Raw genomic sequence first — 19,576 nt, 5'->3', positions numbered from 1 at the left:
GTCAGTCTCCCTCCCGCGCCTGCCGCCACAGGTACAGGCCCAGCACGACCAGCACGACGATCGTGATCGCCACGCCGAGCGTGGCCGCGTATCCGAAGAAGCCGTATCGGAACGCCTCCTCGTACGCGAACAGCATGGGCAGCCTCGTCCGGCCGCCCGGCCCGCCCTGGGTGAGCACGTAGACCAGGCTGAACTGGTTGATGTTCCACACGAAGTCGAGCGAGGTGATGGCCACGATCACCGGCCGCAGCTGCGGCAGCGTGACGTTCCAGAACCGCCGCCAGGGGCCCGCGCCGTCCACGCTGACCGCCTCATACAGCTCCCTCGGCACGTTCTGCAGGCCGGCGAGCAGCACGACCGTGGTCTGCGGCATGCCGGTCCAGACCCCCACGACGATGACCGCGGGCAGCGCGAGGGAGAAGTCGTGCAGCCAGTCGACGTCCGCGCCGAACAGGCCGTTGAGCAGGCCCGCGTCCGGGTGGTAGACCAGCCGCCACATCAGGCCGACCACCACGGGCGGCATGGCCCACGGGACGACCGCGAGCACCCGGGCGACGCCGCGCAGGCGCAGGTCCTGGTTGAGCAGCAGCGCGAGCCCCAGCGAGGCGAGGAACTGCAGCACGGTCACCGACAGGCCCCAGACCAGGCCGATCCGGAACGACTCCCAGAAGTCGCCGTCCGACAGCAGCTCGGCGAAGTTCTCCAGGCCCACGAAGGAGGTCTCGGTGTTGCGGCCGGACCGCGCGTCGGTGAAGGCCAGCAGGATGCCGTAGACCAGCGGGCCCACGCTGAAGACCAGCACCGGCACGAGCGCGGGGAGCAGCAGCGCGAGCCCGCTCCCGGACCGCGGCCCGCGCCGCCGCCCGCCTCCGGCGCGGCCGTACGGCCGCTCGGCGAGCGCGGTCACCGGGCACCTCCCGGCGACGTCCCCGCACGAGGCGATGTCCCCGGACGAGTGGTGGAGCCGCGGATCGTGAGGCTCGGCCGCACGACCACCACCCGCGGCTCGCGCGGGCCGTTCTGCAGCCGGTCGAGCAGCAGCCCGGCCGCCGCGCGGCCACGCTCGGCCGACCCGAGCGAGACGCTGGTCAGCGTCGGCCAGGTCACCGACGCGAGGTCGGTGTCGTCCATGCCGACCACCGCGACGTCGCCGGGGACGTCCCTGCCCTGCTCGCGGAGCACGTCGAGCGCGCCGAGCGCGATGAGGTCGTTGGCGCACATCAGCGCGTCCACGCCGGGCACGCGCGCCAGCAGCGCCCGCGCGGCGCGCGCGCCGCTGTCGCGGTAGAAGTCGCCCACCTCGACGAGGTCCTCGTCGTACGGCAGGCCCAGCGCCTCAAGGGCCTCCCGGTAGGCGGCGGCGCGGGCGGCGCCGGGGACGGTGTCGAGCGGGCCGTTGAGGAAGCCGATGCGCCGCCTGCCGATGACGTGCAGGTGGTCGAGCGCGAGGCGGACGCCGGTCCTGGAGTCGGTCCGCACGTTGTCCACCAGCGCGCCCTCCGGCATGTCCTCCGGCAGCGCGCCGATGACGACGACGGGGGCCCGCGCGGCGACGATGGCCTCGATGTGCTCCTCGGTGACGCCGCGCAGCGGGCTGATGATGAGACCGTCCACGTAGCGCTCGCGCAGCCCGCGCAGCACGCCCAGCTCGTCCTCGGCGTCGCCGTCGGTGGAGTGGATCAGGAGCCGGTAGCCGGCCTCCTTCAGCAGCGGCTGGATCTCGCGCACCATCGCCACGTAGACGGGGTTGCCGATGTCGGCCATCGCGAAGGCGATCTGGTCGGTGCGGCGGTTACGGAGCGAGCGGGCGACGGAGTTGGGGACGTAGCCGAGTTCGTCGGCCGCGCGCATGACGCGCCGCACGGTGTCCTCGCGCGTCGGCAGCCCGTTGAGCACCCGTGACACCGAGGCGATCGACACACCGGCGCGTTGCGCGATCGTGGTGATCGTGGGACCCTCGGTCAACGGCACCTCACTTGGAAGAGAGTGTCCTGTAATCGTTTACCAGCCGGTAACGCACAGCGCTCTGTAAACGTTTACGGCCGGATGAGTCCATATCAAACCGGGTCCCATGGGGAGCGTCAAGTAACGAACACGTAAACCGCCTAGATCACCAAGCCGCAACAAGCCGCGCGTTGGTTCTGCTCTTCGACCAGATTCGCCCTAGAATCCGCCGATGTGAACGAAGGTCACGAGGACCCGCCGAAGCTCCCCACCAGAGAGCGCTCTCCTCGGCCCGGGACCGGCCGCCACCGACGGCCGCTCCCCGCCGACCTGCCGCCCGACGCGCCCGCCCTGGTCCTGGCGGTGCCGGGCAAGGCCGGAGACCCGGTGGGCCCGAGCGGTGACGTGGCCATGGAGGTCGCCTCCATCGTCAGGCTCGACAACCCCCAGATCGACCTTCGCATCGTCTCGCTGGCCGACGGCGGCGCCGACCTCACCAAGGAGTTCGCGTCCATCGCCGCCCAGCGGCCCGCCGACGGACCGGCCGCGGTGGTCGTCCCGCTCGTCACCGGGCCCCATCCGCGCGTGCTGCGCGCCGTACGGGACGCCGTGACGCAGAGCGAGGCCGCGGTGCGGATCACGGAGCCGCTCGGCCCGCATCCTCTGCTGGCCGAGGCCCTGCACGTGCGCCTGGCCGAGGCGGGTCTGGCCCGCGCCGACCGGATGCGCCTGTTCAACGTCTCCTCACCGGTCGACGGGATCATCGTCGCGACCGCCGGCGGCGACGAGGCCGCCCGCGGCGCCGACGCGACGGCCGTCCTGCTGGCCGCCCGCCTGACGCTCCCCGTGGTCCCCGCCGCGCTGGACGGCCAGCCGAGTGTGCGCGACGCCGCCGAGCGCCTGCGCAACATCGGCGCCAACCGGCTGGCCATGGTGCCGTACGTCATCGGCCCCGAGACCGACCGCGAGCGGATCACGACGGCCGCCGACTCGATCGGCGCCGGGTGCGCCGAGCCCCTCGGCGCGCACGAGTCCGTGGCCCGGATGGTGTGCGTGCGGTACGGCGCCGCCTTCGGCGGTTTCGACGGCTTCGACGACCTGTCCGAGTGAAGGGCGCAGGCGGCCGGCGCTCGACGGGAAGACCGATATGAGCGCCGGTCTGCCGGACCCGCGAGGTCAGGGCAGAGGGCGGCGGCCGGGGAAGCCGAGGTCGCTGCGGTGATACCAGCCGAGCGCGGTCTCCCCCTCCAGCCAGCACAGCCGTACGGACACCTCGCCGAGCACGGCGGGGAAGTCGACGAGCAGCGGGGCGACGCCCTTGATCTCGATGTCCTCGGCGTCGAACCAGCTCAGGATCTCGTCCATGCGCGCCTCAAGCCCCTTGGCCTCCGGGAGGCCTCCGAGGGGTGAGCCGCCCGCGTGCCGCAGGTCGTGGGTGAGCTCGGCCAGATCGGCGCGTACGGCGACGAACGCGCGGGCGTGCTCCAGCACCGCCGGCATCAGCGACCTGGCCTCGTCGACCGTGAAGATCCTCGCCACCCTCCGGACGCTACCGCATCGGCCCTGCCGAGGCTCACAGGCGGCGGCGCAGCAGGCAGAACTCGTTGCCCTCCGGGTCGGCGAGCACGTGCCAGTCCTCCTCGCCGGTCTGGCCCACGTCGGCCGGTACGGCGCCGAGCTTCAGCAGGCGCTCCAGCTCGGCCTCCTGGTCGCGGTCGGTGGGGTTGACGTCGATGTGCAGGCGCAGCTTGCCCCGCTTGGGCTCGGGCACCGGCTCGAAGATGAGCGTCGGCTGGAGACCGCCGAAGCCCACGCCCGGCGGACCGATCTCCACCCAGCCGTCCTTGCGCTCGATCACCTCGAAACCCAGCACCCCGCACCAGAAGGCGGCGAGCCGCTCGGGATCGTGGCAGTCGACGACGAGTTCACTGATACGACAGGCCATGACTGCGGCTTTACCCGCGGACGGGCTCCCCATGCAGCGGGCAGTGGGCGGCCTCCGGATGGTCCGCCAGCCATTCGATCCGCTGCCGGCTCTCGTCGTCCATCGGCGTGTAGACCACGACGCGGGTCTCCGGCGGCGCCGCAAGCGCCATGCTGGTGGACGTCATGCGGATCAGGCCCACCGACGAGTGCTTGAACAGCTTCATCCGGACGCCCGGCCTGGCCACCTCGTGCATCGCCCACATGCGGGCGAACTCCGGGCTGACCGCCGACAACCGGGTGACGAAGCCCGTCCACGCCGGCTCCCCCACATGCCTGCCGAAGGCCGCCCGCAGCGTGGCGACCATCTGGGGAAGCTCCTCGTCCTTGTTCACGAGCGGGCAGCAGCAGTCCGGCATGGTGAACACCCGCCACAGGACGTTGCGCTCGAGCCTCGGCTGGGCGACCACGGACGCGAAGATCGTGCCGTACGCGGCGTTCCAGGCGAGCAGGTCGTAGCGCCCGTTGTAGACGCACGCGGGCAGGGGATCGAGCTGACGCAGGATCGCGTGCACCTCGGCGTCGAGGCCGTCCCCGTCGCCCGCCGGATCGGCGATCTCCGGCATGTCCGCCAGCCGGTAGAGGTGCTCCCGCTCGGCCGCGTCCAGCCGCAGCGTACGGGCGATGGCGTCGAGCACCTGCACCGACGCGTTGATGGGACGGCCCTGCTCCAGCCAGGTGTACCAGGTCACGCCCACGCCCGCGAGCTGTGCGACCTCCTCCCGCCGCAGGCCCGGCGTGCGGCGGCGCAGGCCGGGCGGCAGCCCGACGTCCTCGGGCCGGATCCGCTCGCGCCTGCTGCGAAGGAAGGCCGCGAGCTCCTCACGCCTGGTGTTCCTGGTGCGAATCCCCATCGTCACCTCCCCATCGTGGCGGGTGCGCGACCGCGGTGCCAGGTGGTGTCAGTACCAGTATCGGCAGGCTCTCGTTACCGGTATCGCGGCGGCCGCATCGTTGCCGTCATGACCAGTGTCACCACCCGCGCGCCGGCCGCGCGGCGAACCTCGTCGGCTCTGCTGCTCACCGTCATCCTGGCGGGGCAGTTCATGGCCGTCCTCGACGTCAGCATCGTCAACGTCGCCGCGCCGACGATGCGCACCGACCTCGGAGCCACCGGCTCCGGCCTGCAACTCGTCATCTCCGGCTACACCGTGGCGTACGCGATGCTGCTGATCACCGGGGCACGCCTCGGAGGGCTGCTCGGCTACCGGAGGCTGTTCCTCATCGGGCTCGCGGTGTTCACGGCCGCGTCGCTGATGTGCGGGCTCGCCCCGTCGACCGGCGTGCTGATCGCCTTCCGGCTGGTGCAGGGCGCGGGAGCCGCCCTGATGGTGCCCCAGGTGCTCAGCCTGATCCAGGTCACCTTCGACGGCGCCTCGCGGGGGCGGGCGCTCGGCGTCTACGCCACGGTCATCTCGGTCGGCGCGGTCGTCGGCCAGGTGCTCGGCGGGCTGCTGGTGACCGCCGACCTGTTCGGCACGGCCTGGCGGCCGGTCTTCCTGGTCAACGTGCCGATCGGGCTCGCGCTGCTGGCCGTCGGCGCCCGGACCCTGCCCGCCGTACACGTGCGGCGTGAGCAGGGGCTCGACGTGCCCGGCCTGGTCGCCCTGTCGCTCGCCGTGTGCCTGCTCGTCGTGCCGCTCGTGCTCGGGCACGAGGAGGACTGGCCGCTGTGGGGGTGGGTCGCGATGGGCCTGTCGGTTCTCGCGTTCTGCGCGTTCCTGCTCGTGGAGCGGCGGGCCGCGCATCCGCTCGTCCCCGGCCGCCTGCTGCGCGCCCCCGGGGTGGCCGCCGCCGCGTCCGGCATCTTCCTCGTCATGGCGGCGTACGGCGGGTGGCTGTTCGCCATGGCCCTCCACCTGCAGGGCGGCCTCGGCGACAGCGCCCTGCGCGCGGGCTGCCTGTTCATCCCCGCGGCCGGTGCCTTCGGGCTGACCAGCCTCAACTGGAAGCGGTTGCCGGCCCGCCTGCACCGGCCGACGATGGTCGCGTCCGCCGTCGTCACCGCCGCGGGCGAGCTGGCGCTGGCGGCGGCGCTGTCCGGCGGCGGCCACGGCGAGCCGCTGCTGGAGATCAGCTTCGCGGTCATCGGGGCCGGCATGGCGGGCACGTTCAGCCCGCTCATGGCGGTGGCGCTGGCCCGGGTCGCGCCCGCCGACGCGGCCGACGCCAGCGGCCTGCTGGCGATGATGCTCCAGCTCGGCCAGGTCGTCGGCGTGGCCGTCTTCGGCACGCTGTTCCTCAGCCTCGCGCCGTCCGCGCACGCCGCCACGGTGACGTCGCTGTGGCTGGCCGCGGTCTCGCTGGCCGCGGGCGGGTGCGCGCTGCCCCTGCTGCGCACCCGCTGGACCTCCGAACAGGCACGCAGATGAGCACTCAGACGGGCACTTCTATGGGCACTCCGGCGGGCGCTCAGATGAGGCCGAGGGCGAGCATCGCGTCCGCGACTCTCCTGAATCCGTCGATGTTCGCGCCGGCCACGTAGTCACCCGGCATGCCGTACGCGTCGGCGGTCTCCAGGCAGCGGGCGTGGATGTCGCTCATGATCTCCTGGAGCCGCCGCTCGGAGAACTCGAACGTCCACGAGTCGCGGCTGGCGTTCTGCTGCATCTCCAGGGCGCTGGTGGCCACGCCGCCGGCGTTGGCGGCCTTGCCGGGTCCGAAGGCCACCCCGGCCTCGCGGAACACCCGGATGCCCTCGGGCATGGTCGGCATGTTGGCGCCCTCGCCGACCGCGATGCACCCGCCCCGCACCAGCGCCTCGGCGTCCTTGCCGGTGATCTCGTTCTGCGTGGCCGACGGCAGCGCCACCTCGCAGGGCACCTCCCACACGCTGCGCCCGGCGACGTACGTCGCCTCGGCGCCGCGGCGCTCGGCGTAGGCGCTGAGGCGGCGCCGCTCGACCCCCTTGACCTGCTTGAGGAGGTCGAGGTCGATGCCCTTCTCATCCACGACATAGCCGGAGGAGTCGGAGCAGGCCACGACGACGCCGCCCAGCTCGCGCACCTTTTCTATGGCGTAGACGGCGACGTTGCCCGCGCCCGAGACGACCACGCGCCTGCCGTCGAACGACGTGCCCCGCGCCTTGAGCATCTCCTCGACGAAGAAGGCGCAGCCGTAGCCGGTGGCCTCGGTGCGGACCTGGGCGCCGCCGTAGGCCAGCCCCTTGCCGGTGATGACGCCGGACTCGTACCGGTTGGTGATGCGCTTGTACTGGCCGAACAGGTAGCCGATCTCCCGCTGGCCGACGCCGATGTCCCCGGCGGGCACGTCGGTGTTCTCGCCCAGGTGCCGGTAGAGCTCGGTCATGAAGCTCTGGCAGAAGCGCATGATCTCCCGGTTGGAGCGGCCCTTCGGGTCGAAGTCCGCGCCGCCCTTGCCCGCGCCGATCGGCAGGCCGGTCAGGCTGTTCTTGAAGATCTGCTCGACCGCCAGGAACTTGACGATGCCGAGGTAGACGGAGGGGTGGAAGCGCAGCCCGCCCTTGTACGGCCCGAGCGCGCTGTTGAACTCGACCCGGAAGCCGCGGTTGATGTGCACCTCGCCCCGGTCGTCCTCCCAGGGCACCCGGAAGATGATCTGCCGCTCCGGTTCGAAGATCCGCTCGATGATCTTCTGCTCCGCGTACTCGGGATGCTTGCCGAGCACCGGGCCGATGCTCTCCAGCACCTCGCGTACCGCCTGGTGAAACTCGATCTCACCGGGGTTGCGGCGCAGGACGTTGTCGTAGACGGCCTCGAGCCTCTCGTGCAGCATCAACCACTCCCTCACTGTCTGATTTCTCCCTATTTCACAGTAGAGGTATCCGGGTTGTGAGCAACCACGTTTCAGCGGGCGGGACGTACGAGGGCCCGCCAGACGTCGATCACGAGCACCGGGCGCATGCCGACCGACCGGTAGAGGCCGAGGGCGGGAGTGGTGTTGTTGCCGTCCACGTGCAGGATCGTGCCCACCCGCCCGCGCCGCTCGTCGGCCTCGAAGGCCCGCGTGAGCAGCAGCCGGCCGAGACCGCGCCCGCGGAAGGCGGGCCGCACCGCCAGCGTGCGGACGTAACCGCAGTTCTCGTCGGGCACGAAGTGGTTGGTGCCGAGCAGCATGGCGGCGGGCTCGCCGTGGACCCGGGCCAGCAGCAGCTGCCGCCAGTCGTTCGCGCTGGACGCCTCCATCTCGTCGGCCCACTCGCCGAACGTCTTCGGCACGAACCCGAAGTGCTCGGCGAACGCCTCCTGCTGCACGGCGTGCGCCGCGCGCAGCACCTCCTCGCCCTCGGGCGCGCCGGTCTCGACCGTGACCCCGGGCAGGAAGACGGGCCGTACGCCGGCATGGTCGGTCCGCATGCGGTGGAAGCTGGTCGCGGGCGCGAAGCCGCGCTCCTTGGCGGCCTCGCGCATGACCGTGTCCTGCTCGTAGACGCTGACGTCGGCGACCGCGTGATCGTGCCCGGCCTCGCGGGCGAGGTCGCCGGCCCGGCCGAGCGCCAGGTCCCACAGCAGGGCGGCCGCGCCGGGCTCTCGTGCCTGCACGTCGACGTCCACGTTGTCGCTCGTGCCCTTGCGCCTGGCGTAGCCCCAGCCGAGGAGCCGCCCGCCCGAGCGGACCACCCAGCTGTCGTGCTCCAGGTCCAGCTCGCCGAGGGTGTCGGCGATATCGTCGAGCGTCCAGTCGGGCTTGCCGGTCACCTCGATGTCGTGCTCGGCGACCAGCTCGTGGATGGCCGCCGCGTCGGCGGGCGCCGGCCGCCGGATGTCGTAATCGTTCACGCCACCGTTTGTATGCACCGTGACTTGTGGGCGGCTTGCCGGAGAATTGGCGACATGGAACCACTGCTCAAGAAGCTGACCGGCCAGCGCGTTTTCGGCGAGCCGTACGAGAAGGACGGGGTGACCTTCATCCCCGTGGCGTCGGTACGCGCGGGAGGCGGTTTCGGCCGCAGCCCGAAGCAGGGCGGCGAGGTCCCCGGAGGAGGCGGCGGCGTCGTCAACAGGCCGGTCGGGATGTTCGTCCTCAAGGACGGCGACGTGCGCTGGCGGCCGGCTTTCGATCTCAACCGCCTCATCCTGGGCGGCCAGATCCTCGCGGGCCTCGCCCTCATCGTGTACGCGGTGACCCGCCGCCCCCGCTGACCGGCTCGCAACACGGTCGCGGGCCTTCCTGCGAGCGGGCCGCGTACGTGCGAACACCCAGATCACGGGGATCGGTCAAAGACGTTTTCCCTGGTGGCGGCACCGGCGCGGCGCGCGTACCCCACGGGTGACGCACTGTACGTTCATCCGTCGGAAGCCGTCGTCCCACCCCGGAGCATGTGATGCCCAAGCGTCTCGTCGTGGCGCTCGCGACCGCGCTCAGCGCGGCGACCGCCGCCGCCACGCTCGTCGTGACCCAGCCGCTCCCCGCGAACGCGGCCACCGGCGGGTTCGATTTCGCCCACCCGCAGGTCGTCGCCACGGGGCTGCGGGCGCCCTGGGGGATGGCCTTCCTCCCCGACGGCAGCGCCCTCGTCTCCCAGCGCGACACGGCGGACATCATGCGGGTGCGCCCCGGATCCGCGCCCGAGAAGGCGGCCACCGTCCCGAACGTGTCGCCCAGGGGCGAGGGCGGCCTGCTCGGCATCGCGGTCTCCCCGGCCTACGCCCTGGACCGGTGGGTCTACGCGTATTACACGAGCGCCTCCGACAACCGGGTGGTCCGGTTCCGGCTGAGCTCACCCCAGACTCAGCACCCGATCCTCACAGGCATCCCCCGTGCCCAGACCCACAACGGCGGGCGGATCGCGTTCGGCCCGGACGGCAGGCTGTACGTGGGCACCGGCGACGCCGGGAACTCGGCCAACGCCCAGAACCTGAACAGCCTGGGCGGCAAGATCCTGCGGATCCGGCCCGACGGCTCGGTGCCCGCGGACAACCCGTTCGCCGGCTCGCCGGTCTACAGCTACGGCCACCGCAACGTGCAGGGCCTCGCATGGGACACCGGCGGCCGGCTGTACGCCACGGAGTTCGGCCAGAACACCCGGGACGAGCTCAACCGCATCCTGCCCGGCCGCAACTACGGCTGGCCGACCTGCGAGGGCACGTGCTCCGACCCCCGCTTCACCAACCCCCTCGTGACCTGGAGCCCCGCCGAGGCGTCGCCCAGCGGCCTCGCGTACGCCAAGGGCACGCTCTTCGCCGCGGCCCTGCGCGGGATGCGGCTGTGGACGGTGCCGATCAGGGGCGGCATGGCCGGCACTCCCGTGGCCGAGTTCCAGGGCGCGTACGGGCGGCTGCGCACCGTGGCCGTCGGGCCCGACTGTTCGCTGTGGGTCGCGACGAGCAACCGCGACGGCCGAGGGACCCCGGCCGCCGACGACGACCGGATCATCCGCGTCCCGCCCGCGGCCCGCTGACCGTCGCCGTCACCGCGGCGATCTGAAAGTTTCCGGCCCCGCGACCCGGCGGCGGACGAACGCGCAGGCCGGTGGTTGGGCCTGCGCGGGTCCGTTGCCTCGCGCGTGGCGGGCGCTTTCGATGGGTGACGAGCCGGTATGCGGCCTCCGCCCCCTCCCCGGGAGCACGTGATGCCCAAGCGCCTGTCCACGGCCCTCGCGGCTGTCCTCTGCGCCGTGACCGCCGCCGTGGCGCTCGTCGTGACCCGGCCGGCCCCCGCGGGAGCGGCCACCGGCGGGTTCGACTTCACCAGGGCGCAGGTCGCCGTCACGGGGCTGCTGACACCCTGGGGGATGGCCTTCCTGCCGGACCGCAGCGCCCTCGTGACAGAACGCGCCACGGCGAACATCTGGCGGGTGTATCCGGGATACACGCCCGCATTGGTGACCACCATCCGGAACGTGTACACGACGGGCGACGGCGGCCTGCTCGGCATCGCCGTGTCCCCCACCTTCACCCAGGACCAGCTGGTCTACGTCTACTTCACCGGCGCCTCCGACAACCGCGTGGTCAGGTTCCGGCTCAGCGCTCCCCAGACCCAGCAGGTGATCCTCTCCGGCATTCCCCGCGGCCAGGCCCGCAACGGCGGGCGGATCGCGTTCGGCCCCGACGGCATGTTGTACGTCTCCACCGGCGACGCCGGGAACCCCGGCAACGCGCAGAACGGCACCCTGGGCGGCAAGATCCTGCGCGTGAGACCCGACGGCTCGGTCCCTCCGGACAACCCGTTCGCCGGCTCGCCGGTCTACAGCTACGGCCACCGCAACGTGCAAGGCCTCGCGTGGGACACCGGCGGCCGGCTGTACGCCACGGAGTTCGGCGAGGACGCCTGGGACGAGCTCAACGCCATCGTCCCCGGCGGCAACTACGGCTGGCCCGCCTGCCAGGGCGTGTGCGGCGACACGCGCTGGCGCGACCCGATCCTGACCTGGCGCCCGGCCGAGGCGTCGCCCAGCGGCCTCGCGTACGCCAACGGGACGCTCTTCGCCGCGGCCCTGCGGGGGACGCGGCTGTGGGCGGTGCCGGTCGCGGGCGGCACAGCGGGCACTCCGGTGGCCGAGCTTCAGGGGAAGTACGGACGGTTGCGCGCCGTGGCCGTCGGCCCGGACGGCTGGCTCTGGGTGACGACGAGCAACCACGACAGCGGCGGGACACCTGTCCTCGGCGACGACCGCATCATCCGGATCCCGCCCGTCGACGGCTGGCCGCCATCCGGCCCGTCGCCCTCACCGTCAGCCGGTTCGTCGCTGTCACCGTCGCCCTCCCCGTCCGGCGGCACCTCGCCGTGTCCCTCCCCGTCGCTCAGCCCTTCACCTTCGCCGTCACCCAGCCCTTCACCGTCGCTCAGCCCCTCGCCGTCGCCCAGCGCCTCCTCCCCGCTCAGCCCTTCACCCTCGCCGTCACCCAGCCCGTCGCCATCGGCCAGCGCCTCGCCGTCGCCCAGCCCCTCGCCGTCGCCCAGTGCCTCGCCGTGCCCCTCCCCATCGCCCAGCCCGTCGCCGTCACCCAGCCCTTCACCGTCGCCCAGCCCCTCGCCGGCCACGGGGACACGCTCGTGTGAAGCGACCATCCGGTTCATCCTCAGCTGGACGGCGGCCTCCCGCGGCGAACTGACGGTGCGGAACACGGGGACGCTGCCCATCTCCTCGTGGATCGTCACCTTCACGGTCCCCAGCGGTCTGAACTACGTGCAGATGTGGAACGGCGGCTACACCCCGCCGGGAGCCACGGTGACCGTCACCAACCAACCCTGGAACGGCGCGCTGCCGCCGGGCGCGTCGGTGACGCAGGAGTTCGCGGTCGGCTGGTCTGGCGGCGGCCCGGTCGAGGTGCCGGTGGCCACCTGCACGGCCGCCTGACACCTGTCCGTCCCGTCCGCGTCGGCGGGAAACGCGCATGCGGGCCCGGGCGGGTCCGCATGCGCGCGCACGGTCACCTCGGCGGCAGAAGCCTTCGGAGAACTCCCGGCGGTCGATGAAATTTTCCCGGCCCTGACCGCCGTCCCGGTCGGCGGCGCAGGCCCAACGCGCTGGTCAGCGGGAGACGGCGAGAGCCTGGCACGCGAACGATCGTCTAGTGCATTGCACGGGTGATTGCACGGGGCGCGGCGGACGCGTTCGATGGGTCACGAGCCGGAACCCGACGTCCCGACCTGGAGCCTCCGATGCCCAAGCGTCTCGCCACGGCACTCGCGACCACCCTCAGCGCCGTGACCGCCGCCGCCGCGCTCGTCGTGAGCCGGCCGCTCCCCACGAGCGCGGCCACCGGCGGGTTCGACTTCACGCGCGCGCAGGTCGCCACCACGGGGCTGCAGGCCCCCTGGGGCATCGCCTTCCTTCCGGACGGCAGCGCCCTCGTCTCCGAACGCGACACCGCCGCCATCGCGCAGGTGCGTCCCGGATCGGCGCCGGCGCGGGTGGCCACCGTCCCGAACGTGTCACCGCAGGGCGAGGGCGGCCTGCTCGGCATCGCGGTCTCCCCCACCTACGCCCAGGACCAGTGGGTCTACGCGTACTTCAGCTCCGCGTCCGACAACCGGGTGGTCCGGTTCCGGCTCAGCGCCCCCCAGACCCAGCAGGTGATCCTCTCCGGCATTCCCCGCGCCCAGTTCCACAACGGCGGACGCATCGCCTTCGGCCCGGACGGCATGCTGTACGTGACCACGGGAGACGCCGGGACCTCCGCCAACGCCCAGGACCTGAACAGTCCCGGCGGCAAGATCCTGCGGATGCGGCCCGACGGCACGGTCCCTCCGGACAACCCCTTCTCCGGTTCGCGCGTTTACAGCTACGGTCACCGCAACGTCCAGGGGATCGCCTGGGACGAGAGCGGCCGGTTGTACGCCACGGAGTTCGGCCAGAACACCTGGGATGAGATCAACTACATCCAGCCGGGCCGCAACTACGGCTGGCCGACCTGCGAGGGCGTGTGCAACGACTCGCGCTTCACCAACCCCATCCAGACCTGGAGCACTTCCGAGGCCTCTCCGAGCGGTCTCGCGTACGCCAACAGCACGCTCTTCGCCGCCGCCCTGGCGGGTAAGCGGCTGTGGACCGTACCGGTCAGCGCCGGCAGCAGGACCGGCAGCCCGGTGGCCGAGTTCCAGGGGACGTACGGACGCCTGCGGGCGGCAGCCGTCGGCCCGGACGGCTGGCTCTGGGTGGCGACGAGCAACCGCGACGGCAGAGGGACCCCGGCCGCCGACGACGACCGCATCATCCGCGTCCCGCCCGCGGGCGGGTCGTCGCCCAGCCCCTCGGCGTCGCCCAGCCCGTCCGTGTCGTCCAGCCCTTCGGTGTCGCCGAGCGTGTCGCCCTCCGCCCGCCCCACGGTCTCCCCCAGCGCCTCACCGTCGGCCGGTCCCGGCGCGTGCTCCGCCGCCTACCAGATCTCCAATCAGTGGCCGGGCGGCTTCCAGGGCGGGCTGACGGTGCGCAATTCGGGAAAGGCGGCCATCTCCTCCTGGACCGTCACCTTCACCTTCCCCAACGGCCAGACCATCACCCAACTGTGGGGCGGCCGCTACAGCCAGTCGGGATCCACGGTGACCGTCACCAACGAGTCCTGGAACGGCGCCCTGGCGCCGGGCGCGTCGACGACGGCCGGCTTCACCGGCAGTTGGTCCGGCGGTGCCAACGGCACGCCGTCGCCCGTCACCTGCACGGCGTCGTGACGCCCGCCTGGATCAGCGCAGCCCGACGAACAGTGTCTGGGTGGCCGTGCCGACCTCGCCGGACTGGTCGAACAGCGTGGTGCGGGTGAGCCCGCGTCCCCGGGGACCGATCGTCGTGGCCGCGTCCAGGCAGATCCACTCCCCCTCGGGGGCGCGGAACAGAGAGATGGTGAGGTCCACGTTGGCGAACAGGTAGGCGTCGAAGTCCAGGACGCCGCTGATGCCGTTGCCGCTGTCGGCGAACATCGCGAGCCGTTCCAGCGGCGTGATCTCCTCGCCTTCGACGAGCGGCACCCGCGCTCTGCCCCATGCGACGGCGGGCCCCGCCTCGTCCGGAGAGCCCTTGACGAACCGCCAGTCCGTGGCCTTGCCATACCCGAAGCCCTGCGCGATCCACGACTGCGTGTCCTGCGGGGCCGGCGGCGGGACCGGCGCGGGCGGCGGCGCGGCCTCGCTCGCCGGGCTGCCGGCCTCCCTGATGCGCCATGCGGTCGCCCTGACCAGCTCGCGCCCGCCGGAGGTGACGGACGCTCCGAGGCACTGCACGCGCCTGCCGTCCCTGATCATCTCGGTGCGCACGTCCACCTCCGCGACCGGGACGGGGGCGAACACGTCCACCGCCAGCCGGGCCAGAGGCAGGCCGGGAACGCGGGCGAGCTCGTGCACCAGCAGCGCGGTGACAGGTCCCATGTGCTGATGCCGTGGGTCCCACGGCCCCTGGGTGTGCTCCGTGGCCTGGTATCGGCCCTGGCCGAGGGGGACGTACATCGCCATGGAACAAGATTCTAGAGGCGGCTCGCGGCTCCCTTCGGCCGATGTGCGCACCGACGCTCGCGGATCACCGCCGGCCCGGCCCGCTCGGACCGCTACGCAGAAGCCGTGCCGTCGACCGCATACCCCGGAATCGACGGCCACCGGACGGCGAGCACCACCGACTCCTCCTCGGCGTACCAGGAGTGATCGACCCCGCGGCCCCACACCACGTAATCGCCCTGATTCGCCAGCAGCACGCTCCGCTCAGGAAACTCGACGCGAAAACGGCCACTGATCAGCACGAGGAGCGCGGTGCGCTTCTCGCCGGTGACCCATTTCGCGCGGCGGTCACCACGAGGATGCACGTACCACTTGATCTCGACGTCCTCGCTGTGCCGCACATCGCCGGCGGGCTTGAAATGTCCCAGCAGCCACCCGCGGTCGGCGACCCCGTCCAGATGAGCGTTCCCCACGTACACGTTCTCCACCACAGCCCCGCACGCTAGCGAACGTCACGACCCCGCGGGCTGCCGGCGTGTCAGGACGACCCCCAGTCCCCGCCGCTGAGCCCGGACGGGGAAGCCTGCCACGGTCGTTGAGCGCATCATGACAATGCCCTTACCCGAAAGCGGCAAGCAGAGCACTATTTTCGGAATTGTCAACCGCACATAGAAGAGGCCTCCGAGAGCGACCGTCTCCGGAAAAGTCAACAGCATTCGTTGATTTGTTCTGTTACGTGGCTCGTGATATTCAATTGGCCGCCGATTTCACCAGTCTGCGCCGCGCGCGGAGGGACCACGTCATGAACGAGCACTCGGCCGACGCCGTCTGGCACGTCGATCGTCGCTGCACCAACTGCGACGTCGCCCGGCAGCTCGCACCGGGACTGGTCGCCGAGGTCGACGGCCGCTCCTCGGTCGTCCGCCAGCCACGCACGGACGCGGAGGAAAAGGCGTTGTACGCCGCGGCTTTCGCCTGTCACACCCGGTCGATCCGGCGCGGAGCGCGCGGGCCGGACCCGGATTTCGATCCCTTCCCCCTCCGCCTTTCCGAGCACGTGCACCTGTGCGGCCACAACTCGCGGCACACCGCCGGCGCGAATTCCTATCTGCTGCGCCGTCCTGACGGAAACCTGATGATGATCGACACGCCGCGCTGGAGTTCCACGCTGGCCACCAGATACGCCGCCCTCGGCCCGATCACGGACGTGCTGCTCACCCATCGCGACCACGCCGCGCACGGCCGCGAATACGCCGACCGGTTCGGCGCCCGCCTGTGGATCCACGAAGGAGACCTGGCCGCCGCGCCGGACGCCGACGCCGTCCTCCGGGGCACCGAGCCGGTCGAGATCGCCGGCGGCGTGACAGCGCATCCGCTGCCCGGACACACCAGGGGCAGCGTGCTGTACCTCGCCGACGAGACCTACTGCTTCAGCGGTGACAGCTTCTACTGGTCCCGCACCGACGGGGACATCGCCGTCGCCGAGTCGGTCACCTGGTACTCCGTCAAGGAACTGGCCGCGTCGCTGGCCCGTACGGCACCGCGGGTGCGCTTCGAATGGCTGCTGCCCGGCCACGGCGACCGCAAGCGGCTGCCCGCCGACGAGTTCGCCCGCCGGATGCACGACCTGGCCGGCCGCACGGGGCGGCTCTCCCCCCGGCCGGTCGACTTCACCGCGCTGCGCTGGTGACTCGCCGCACCCCCGGCCGCGTGCGGGTTGCGCCCGCGTGGATCGCCGCAGATCCCCGGCCGGGGCCCTGCGGCCGGTGCGACCCCGGACGGACACCCGTCCCGCCCGGCGAAGTGATGGGGCAAATAGGGTGCTGCCATGGAGTATCGACGACTTGGCACCACCGGCATGAAGGTCAGCAGGATCTGCCTGGGCATGATGAGCTACGGCGAACCGGCCAAGTGGGGCGGCTGGGTCCTGGACGAGGAGCAGGCCGAGCCCATCGTGCGCAAGGCGGCCGAGGGCGGCGTGACCTTCTTCGACACCGCGGACGTCTACTCGGGAGGCGTCAGCGAGGAGGTCACCGGGCGGCTGCTGCGCAAGATCTTCCCCCGGCGCGACGACTACGTGCTGGCCACCAAGGTCTATTTCCCGATGGGCGAGGGCAGGAACGACTACGGCCTGTCCCGCAAGCACGTCATGTCGGCCATCGACGCCTCCCTCGCCCGCCTCGGCACCGACTACGTCGACCTCTACCAGATCCACCGGTGGGACGACGAGACGCCGATCGAGGAGACCATGGAGGCGCTCGACGACATCGTCAGGGCCGGCAAGGCCCGCTACATCGGCGCCTCCAGCATGTGGGCGTGGCAGTTCGCCAAGGCCCAGCACGCCGCGGACAGGAACGGCTGGGCCCGGTTCGTCTCGATGCAGAACCACTACAACCTGCTGCACCGCGAGGAGGAGCGGGAGATGATCCCGCAGTGCCTCGACCAGGGAGTGGGGCTCATCCCGTGGAGCCCGCTCGCGCGCGGCCTGCTCGCCCGCGCGGGCAAGCCGGCCGACACCGTACGGCAGGTCGGCGACGGCGCGAGGCAGGAGCAGCTGTACGGCGGGCCCGCCGACGAGGCGATCCTGGAGCGGGTGGCGCGCACCGCCGGGGAGCGGGGCGTCTCCCCCGCGACCCTCTCCCTCGCGTGGTTGCTCAGCCGCCCGGCCGTGACCGCTCCGATCGTCGGCGCGACCAAGGGCCACCACGTGGACGACGCGCTCGCCGCGGTCGAGCTGAAGCTCACCGACGAGGAGATCGCCTTCCTGGAGGAGCCGTACCAGGCCCGGCCGCAGCAGTTCTGATCGCGAGGCCCGCCCTCGCCGGGCCCGGGACGGGCCCGGCGAGGGCGGGGACTGACGGCGGAAACTGAAGGCGGAGGCTGAGGGCGGGGACGTCAGCGGTCGGTGGTGCGGCGGCGCCGCGCGCGGCGCGGGTAGGCCTTGGCCGTCTCGGCCAGCCGCGCCGCGTGCTCGGCCTGCTTGCGCCAGTGCCCGTAGGCGTCGCCGCGCTGCGCGAGCCGGTCCAGCTCCCGCATCGTGTCCAGCGGGATGAACGCGGGCTCGGCGTCCCGCCACGGCGTGCCGGGCAGCGGCATGAACGTGTGGGTGTGGATGCGCGCCCCGAGATCGGCGAGGTCCGCGGCGAGCCGCAGGGACGCGTCCTGGTCCTCGGACGACTCGCCGGGCAGTCCGAAGATGAAGTCGACGTTCGGGCGGAAGCCGTGTTCCACGGCGATCCGCACGGCGTCGCGCACCGGCGCGCTGCCGTGGCCGCGGCCGGCCGCGGCCAGCACGCGGTCGGAGCCCGACTGCGCGCCGATGATGACGTTGTCGTTCGCCACGTATCGCTTGAGCAGCCGCATCGCCTCCGGCGTCACGTGCTCGGGACGGATCTCCGAGGGGAAGCTGCCGAAGAACACCCGCCCGTTCGCGGGAAGTTCCTCTTTCACGCCCGCCAGCAGTTCCTCCACGGCGTCCAGCGCCGGCTCCGGCCCCTGCGTGCCGTACGAGAGGGAGGTGGGGGTGATGAAACGGACGTCGCGCAGGCCGTGGGCGGCCATGCGGCGGACGTGCTCGCGCACGCTGTCCACGCTGCGATGCCGGAACCTGCCGCCGAACATGAAGGGCGTCTGGCAGAAGCGGCACGTGTAGGCGCAGCCCCTCGTGATCTCGATGGGCCCGAAGTGGCGGCGCCGGTCGGGGAAGGACGGAAAGGCGTCCAGCGGCAGCTGCGGGGCCGGTGGCGTGCGCAGCGCCGTGCCGTCGCCGTCGCGCAGCGCCAGCCCGGGCACGGTGGTGAGCGGCCGGTCCGCGCGCAGCGCCTCGACCAGGGCGACGATGGTGGGCTCCCCCTCGCCGATCGCGGCGAGGTCCCAGCCGGCGTCGATGACCTGCTGCGGCTCGGCGGTGGCGTGCACCCCGCCGGCGATGTGCAGGACGCGGGGGTCGTCGGCGAGGGCCCGTACGGTGGCCAGCTCGGCGGCCATCGCCTCGGCGTCCGGCGAGTAGAAGGACCAGAGGACCAGGACACGGTCCGCGGGGCTGGCCGCGATGTGCTCCGCGGTCTCCTCGGGGGTGGTCCCGAGCCGCAGATCGCACTCGGCCTTCGCGGTCTCGAGCGCGCCGAGCAGCGCGTTCACGCCGTACGTCACGGCCTTGCGATAGCGGACCACCACGGACACTTCCACGCTCACCCTGGCAGGGTAGTGCCACCGCGCTCCTCCCCCGACCGCCGCTCGGTGATCGAGGTGGCGGAACACCGGCCGAGCATCTTGCGCGCCCGCCGGACGGGCGGGGCGACGGTGGTAAGCGACCGTTGTCGAGGCTGTTAGCGTTCACAAAGCGTCTGCTGATCGGCTCTCCTCTCCATCGGGGTGCGTGGAGGTGGTGTGGGGCGGAGCCAATACGAGGCGGACGGCCGCTGTCAATGGTCCGGTCAGGTCTTCGCGTCGCCGCTCGGGGTCCGAGCGTGGCTTAACTGGGCGTTATCCCACTGGCCCGAAACCCGGCGAGAGCCCTGTCCTGAAACTTTCATCCACCCTTTCCGGCCCGGCAACCGATCGCCGAAAGTTTCGGGACCGCAGATGGCCTTTGCTTAACCGATTTTCCACGCCAACCTCGACCATATAGCCGAAAGTTTCCGTTGAAGGCTTGACAAGTTTCGGGGAGGTTTCCACACTGATCCTCCGAGGCGGTCCCCCGCCCCAAGTGGTGGTGCACGGCAGGGGGCCGCCGATCACGACGCCCGGGTGGTGTGCGCCCTCAAGCGAGGATGCGCGGCGTCGATCTCACGGGAACCTC

At 71.9% G+C, this 19,576-nt stretch carries 18 protein-coding genes; 8 read left to right on the top strand and 10 right to left on the bottom strand.

Features of this window, described 5'->3' with window-relative positions; all coding sequences use genetic code 11:
• Position 1 precedes the first annotated feature (1 nt).
• Positions 2 to 907, bottom strand: coding sequence for a sugar ABC transporter permease (locus ABZ860_RS34235; protein WP_357228351.1), 906 nt, complete (start codon positions 905 to 907; stop codon positions 2 to 4).
• Complete coding sequence (locus tag ABZ860_RS34230; RefSeq protein WP_357228348.1) at positions 904 to 1,965, bottom strand: LacI family DNA-binding transcriptional regulator; 1,062 nt, start codon at positions 1,963 to 1,965, stop codon at positions 904 to 906. The genes ABZ860_RS34235 and ABZ860_RS34230 overlap by 4 nt, the downstream gene beginning before the upstream one ends.
• A gap of 213 nt (positions 1,966 to 2,178) precedes the next feature.
• On the opposite strand from ABZ860_RS34230, the gene ABZ860_RS34225 reads away from it, so the two are divergent.
• A complete protein-coding gene (locus ABZ860_RS34225; protein WP_357228345.1) occupies positions 2,179 to 3,054 on the top strand; it encodes a hypothetical protein in 876 nt (291 codons plus the stop codon).
• Between the two features lie 66 nt (positions 3,055 to 3,120).
• Here the strand turns inward: ABZ860_RS34225 and ABZ860_RS34220 are convergent, their stop codons facing one another.
• From ABZ860_RS34220 to ABZ860_RS34210, 3 genes are read right to left on the bottom strand one after another with little or no spacing between them, the layout of a single operon-like run.
• Positions 3,121 to 3,483 carry a DUF2203 domain-containing protein gene (locus ABZ860_RS34220; RefSeq protein ID WP_357228342.1) on the bottom strand — a complete coding sequence of 121 codons (363 nt, stop codon included), beginning with the start codon at positions 3,481 to 3,483 and terminating at the stop codon, positions 3,121 to 3,123.
• 34 nt (positions 3,484 to 3,517) lie between these two features.
• A complete protein-coding gene (locus ABZ860_RS34215) occupies positions 3,518 to 3,889 on the bottom strand; it encodes a VOC family protein (protein ID WP_357228339.1) in 372 nt (123 codons plus the stop codon).
• Positions 3,890 to 3,899: 10 nt separating this feature from the next.
• The gene (locus ABZ860_RS34210) at positions 3,900 to 4,781 is read right to left on the bottom strand and encodes a helix-turn-helix transcriptional regulator (RefSeq protein WP_357228336.1); all 882 of its coding nucleotides are present in this window, start codon (positions 4,779 to 4,781) and stop codon (positions 3,900 to 3,902) included.
• A 108-nt stretch (positions 4,782 to 4,889) separates the two neighbouring features.
• Between ABZ860_RS34210 and ABZ860_RS34205 the strand changes: the two genes are divergently transcribed.
• A complete protein-coding gene (locus tag ABZ860_RS34205; RefSeq protein WP_357228333.1) occupies positions 4,890 to 6,299 on the top strand; it encodes an MFS transporter in 1,410 nt (469 codons plus the stop codon).
• 40 nt (positions 6,300 to 6,339) lie between these two features.
• Here ABZ860_RS34205 and gdhA read toward each other — a convergent pair whose 3' ends face one another.
• Entirely contained in the window at positions 6,340 to 7,683 is a 1,344-nt protein-coding gene (gene gdhA / locus ABZ860_RS34200; protein ID WP_357228330.1) for an NADP-specific glutamate dehydrogenase, read from the bottom strand.
• Positions 7,684 to 7,754: 71 nt separating this feature from the next.
• Positions 7,755 to 8,687: a GNAT family N-acetyltransferase gene (locus ABZ860_RS34195; protein ID WP_357228327.1), complete on the bottom strand. Its 933-nt coding sequence runs from the start codon at positions 8,685 to 8,687 to the stop codon at positions 7,755 to 7,757.
• A gap of 54 nt (positions 8,688 to 8,741) precedes the next feature.
• On the opposite strand from ABZ860_RS34195, the gene ABZ860_RS34190 reads away from it, so the two are divergent.
• The 4 genes from ABZ860_RS34190 to ABZ860_RS34175 all read left to right on the top strand — a co-directional run bounded on the left by ABZ860_RS34190 (position 8,742) and on the right by ABZ860_RS34175 (position 14,022).
• Positions 8,742 to 9,050 carry a spore germination protein GerW family protein gene (locus tag ABZ860_RS34190; RefSeq protein WP_357228324.1) on the top strand — a complete coding sequence of 103 codons (309 nt, stop codon included), beginning with the start codon at positions 8,742 to 8,744 and terminating at the stop codon, positions 9,048 to 9,050.
• A gap of 182 nt (positions 9,051 to 9,232) precedes the next feature.
• A complete protein-coding gene (locus ABZ860_RS34185) occupies positions 9,233 to 10,309 on the top strand; it encodes a PQQ-dependent sugar dehydrogenase (RefSeq protein WP_357228321.1) in 1,077 nt (358 codons plus the stop codon).
• 171 nt (positions 10,310 to 10,480) lie between these two features.
• The gene (locus tag ABZ860_RS34180) at positions 10,481 to 12,208 is read left to right on the top strand and encodes a PQQ-dependent sugar dehydrogenase (protein ID WP_357228318.1); all 1,728 of its coding nucleotides are present in this window, start codon (positions 10,481 to 10,483) and stop codon (positions 12,206 to 12,208) included.
• A 305-nt stretch (positions 12,209 to 12,513) separates the two neighbouring features.
• Positions 12,514 to 14,022 carry a PQQ-dependent sugar dehydrogenase gene (locus ABZ860_RS34175; RefSeq protein WP_357228315.1) on the top strand — a complete coding sequence of 503 codons (1,509 nt, stop codon included), beginning with the start codon at positions 12,514 to 12,516 and terminating at the stop codon, positions 14,020 to 14,022.
• A gap of 12 nt (positions 14,023 to 14,034) precedes the next feature.
• Here ABZ860_RS34175 and ABZ860_RS34170 read toward each other — a convergent pair whose 3' ends face one another.
• Together ABZ860_RS34170 and ABZ860_RS34165 are read right to left on the bottom strand one after the other, a co-directional pair.
• A complete protein-coding gene (locus ABZ860_RS34170) occupies positions 14,035 to 14,796 on the bottom strand; it encodes a thioesterase family protein (protein WP_357228312.1) in 762 nt (253 codons plus the stop codon).
• Between the two features lie 92 nt (positions 14,797 to 14,888).
• Positions 14,889 to 15,266 (bottom strand): signal peptidase I, encoded by a 378-nt coding sequence (locus ABZ860_RS34165; protein ID WP_357228309.1) that lies wholly within the window; start codon positions 15,264 to 15,266, stop codon positions 14,889 to 14,891.
• A 311-nt stretch (positions 15,267 to 15,577) separates the two neighbouring features.
• Here ABZ860_RS34165 and ABZ860_RS34160 point away from each other — a divergent pair, with 311 nt between their 5' ends.
• Both ABZ860_RS34160 and ABZ860_RS34155 read left to right on the top strand, forming a co-directional pair.
• The gene (locus tag ABZ860_RS34160) at positions 15,578 to 16,465 is read left to right on the top strand and encodes an MBL fold metallo-hydrolase (protein ID WP_357228306.1); all 888 of its coding nucleotides are present in this window, start codon (positions 15,578 to 15,580) and stop codon (positions 16,463 to 16,465) included.
• A 138-nt stretch (positions 16,466 to 16,603) separates the two neighbouring features.
• Positions 16,604 to 17,578 carry an aldo/keto reductase gene (locus tag ABZ860_RS34155; protein ID WP_357228303.1) on the top strand — a complete coding sequence of 325 codons (975 nt, stop codon included), beginning with the start codon at positions 16,604 to 16,606 and terminating at the stop codon, positions 17,576 to 17,578.
• A 92-nt stretch (positions 17,579 to 17,670) separates the two neighbouring features.
• Here ABZ860_RS34155 and ABZ860_RS34150 read toward each other — a convergent pair whose 3' ends face one another.
• On the bottom strand, positions 17,671 to 18,969 hold the full coding sequence (locus ABZ860_RS34150) for a TIGR04013 family B12-binding domain/radical SAM domain-containing protein (protein ID WP_357228300.1): 1,299 nt from the start codon (positions 18,967 to 18,969) through the stop codon (positions 17,671 to 17,673).
• Positions 18,970 to 19,576 lie beyond the last annotated feature (607 nt).

This window comes from Microbispora sp. NPDC046973, assembly GCF_040644495.1.
Taxonomy (GTDB): domain Bacteria; phylum Actinomycetota; class Actinomycetes; order Streptosporangiales; family Streptosporangiaceae; genus Microbispora.
This window is presented reverse-complemented; position numbering and strand designations above follow the sequence as displayed.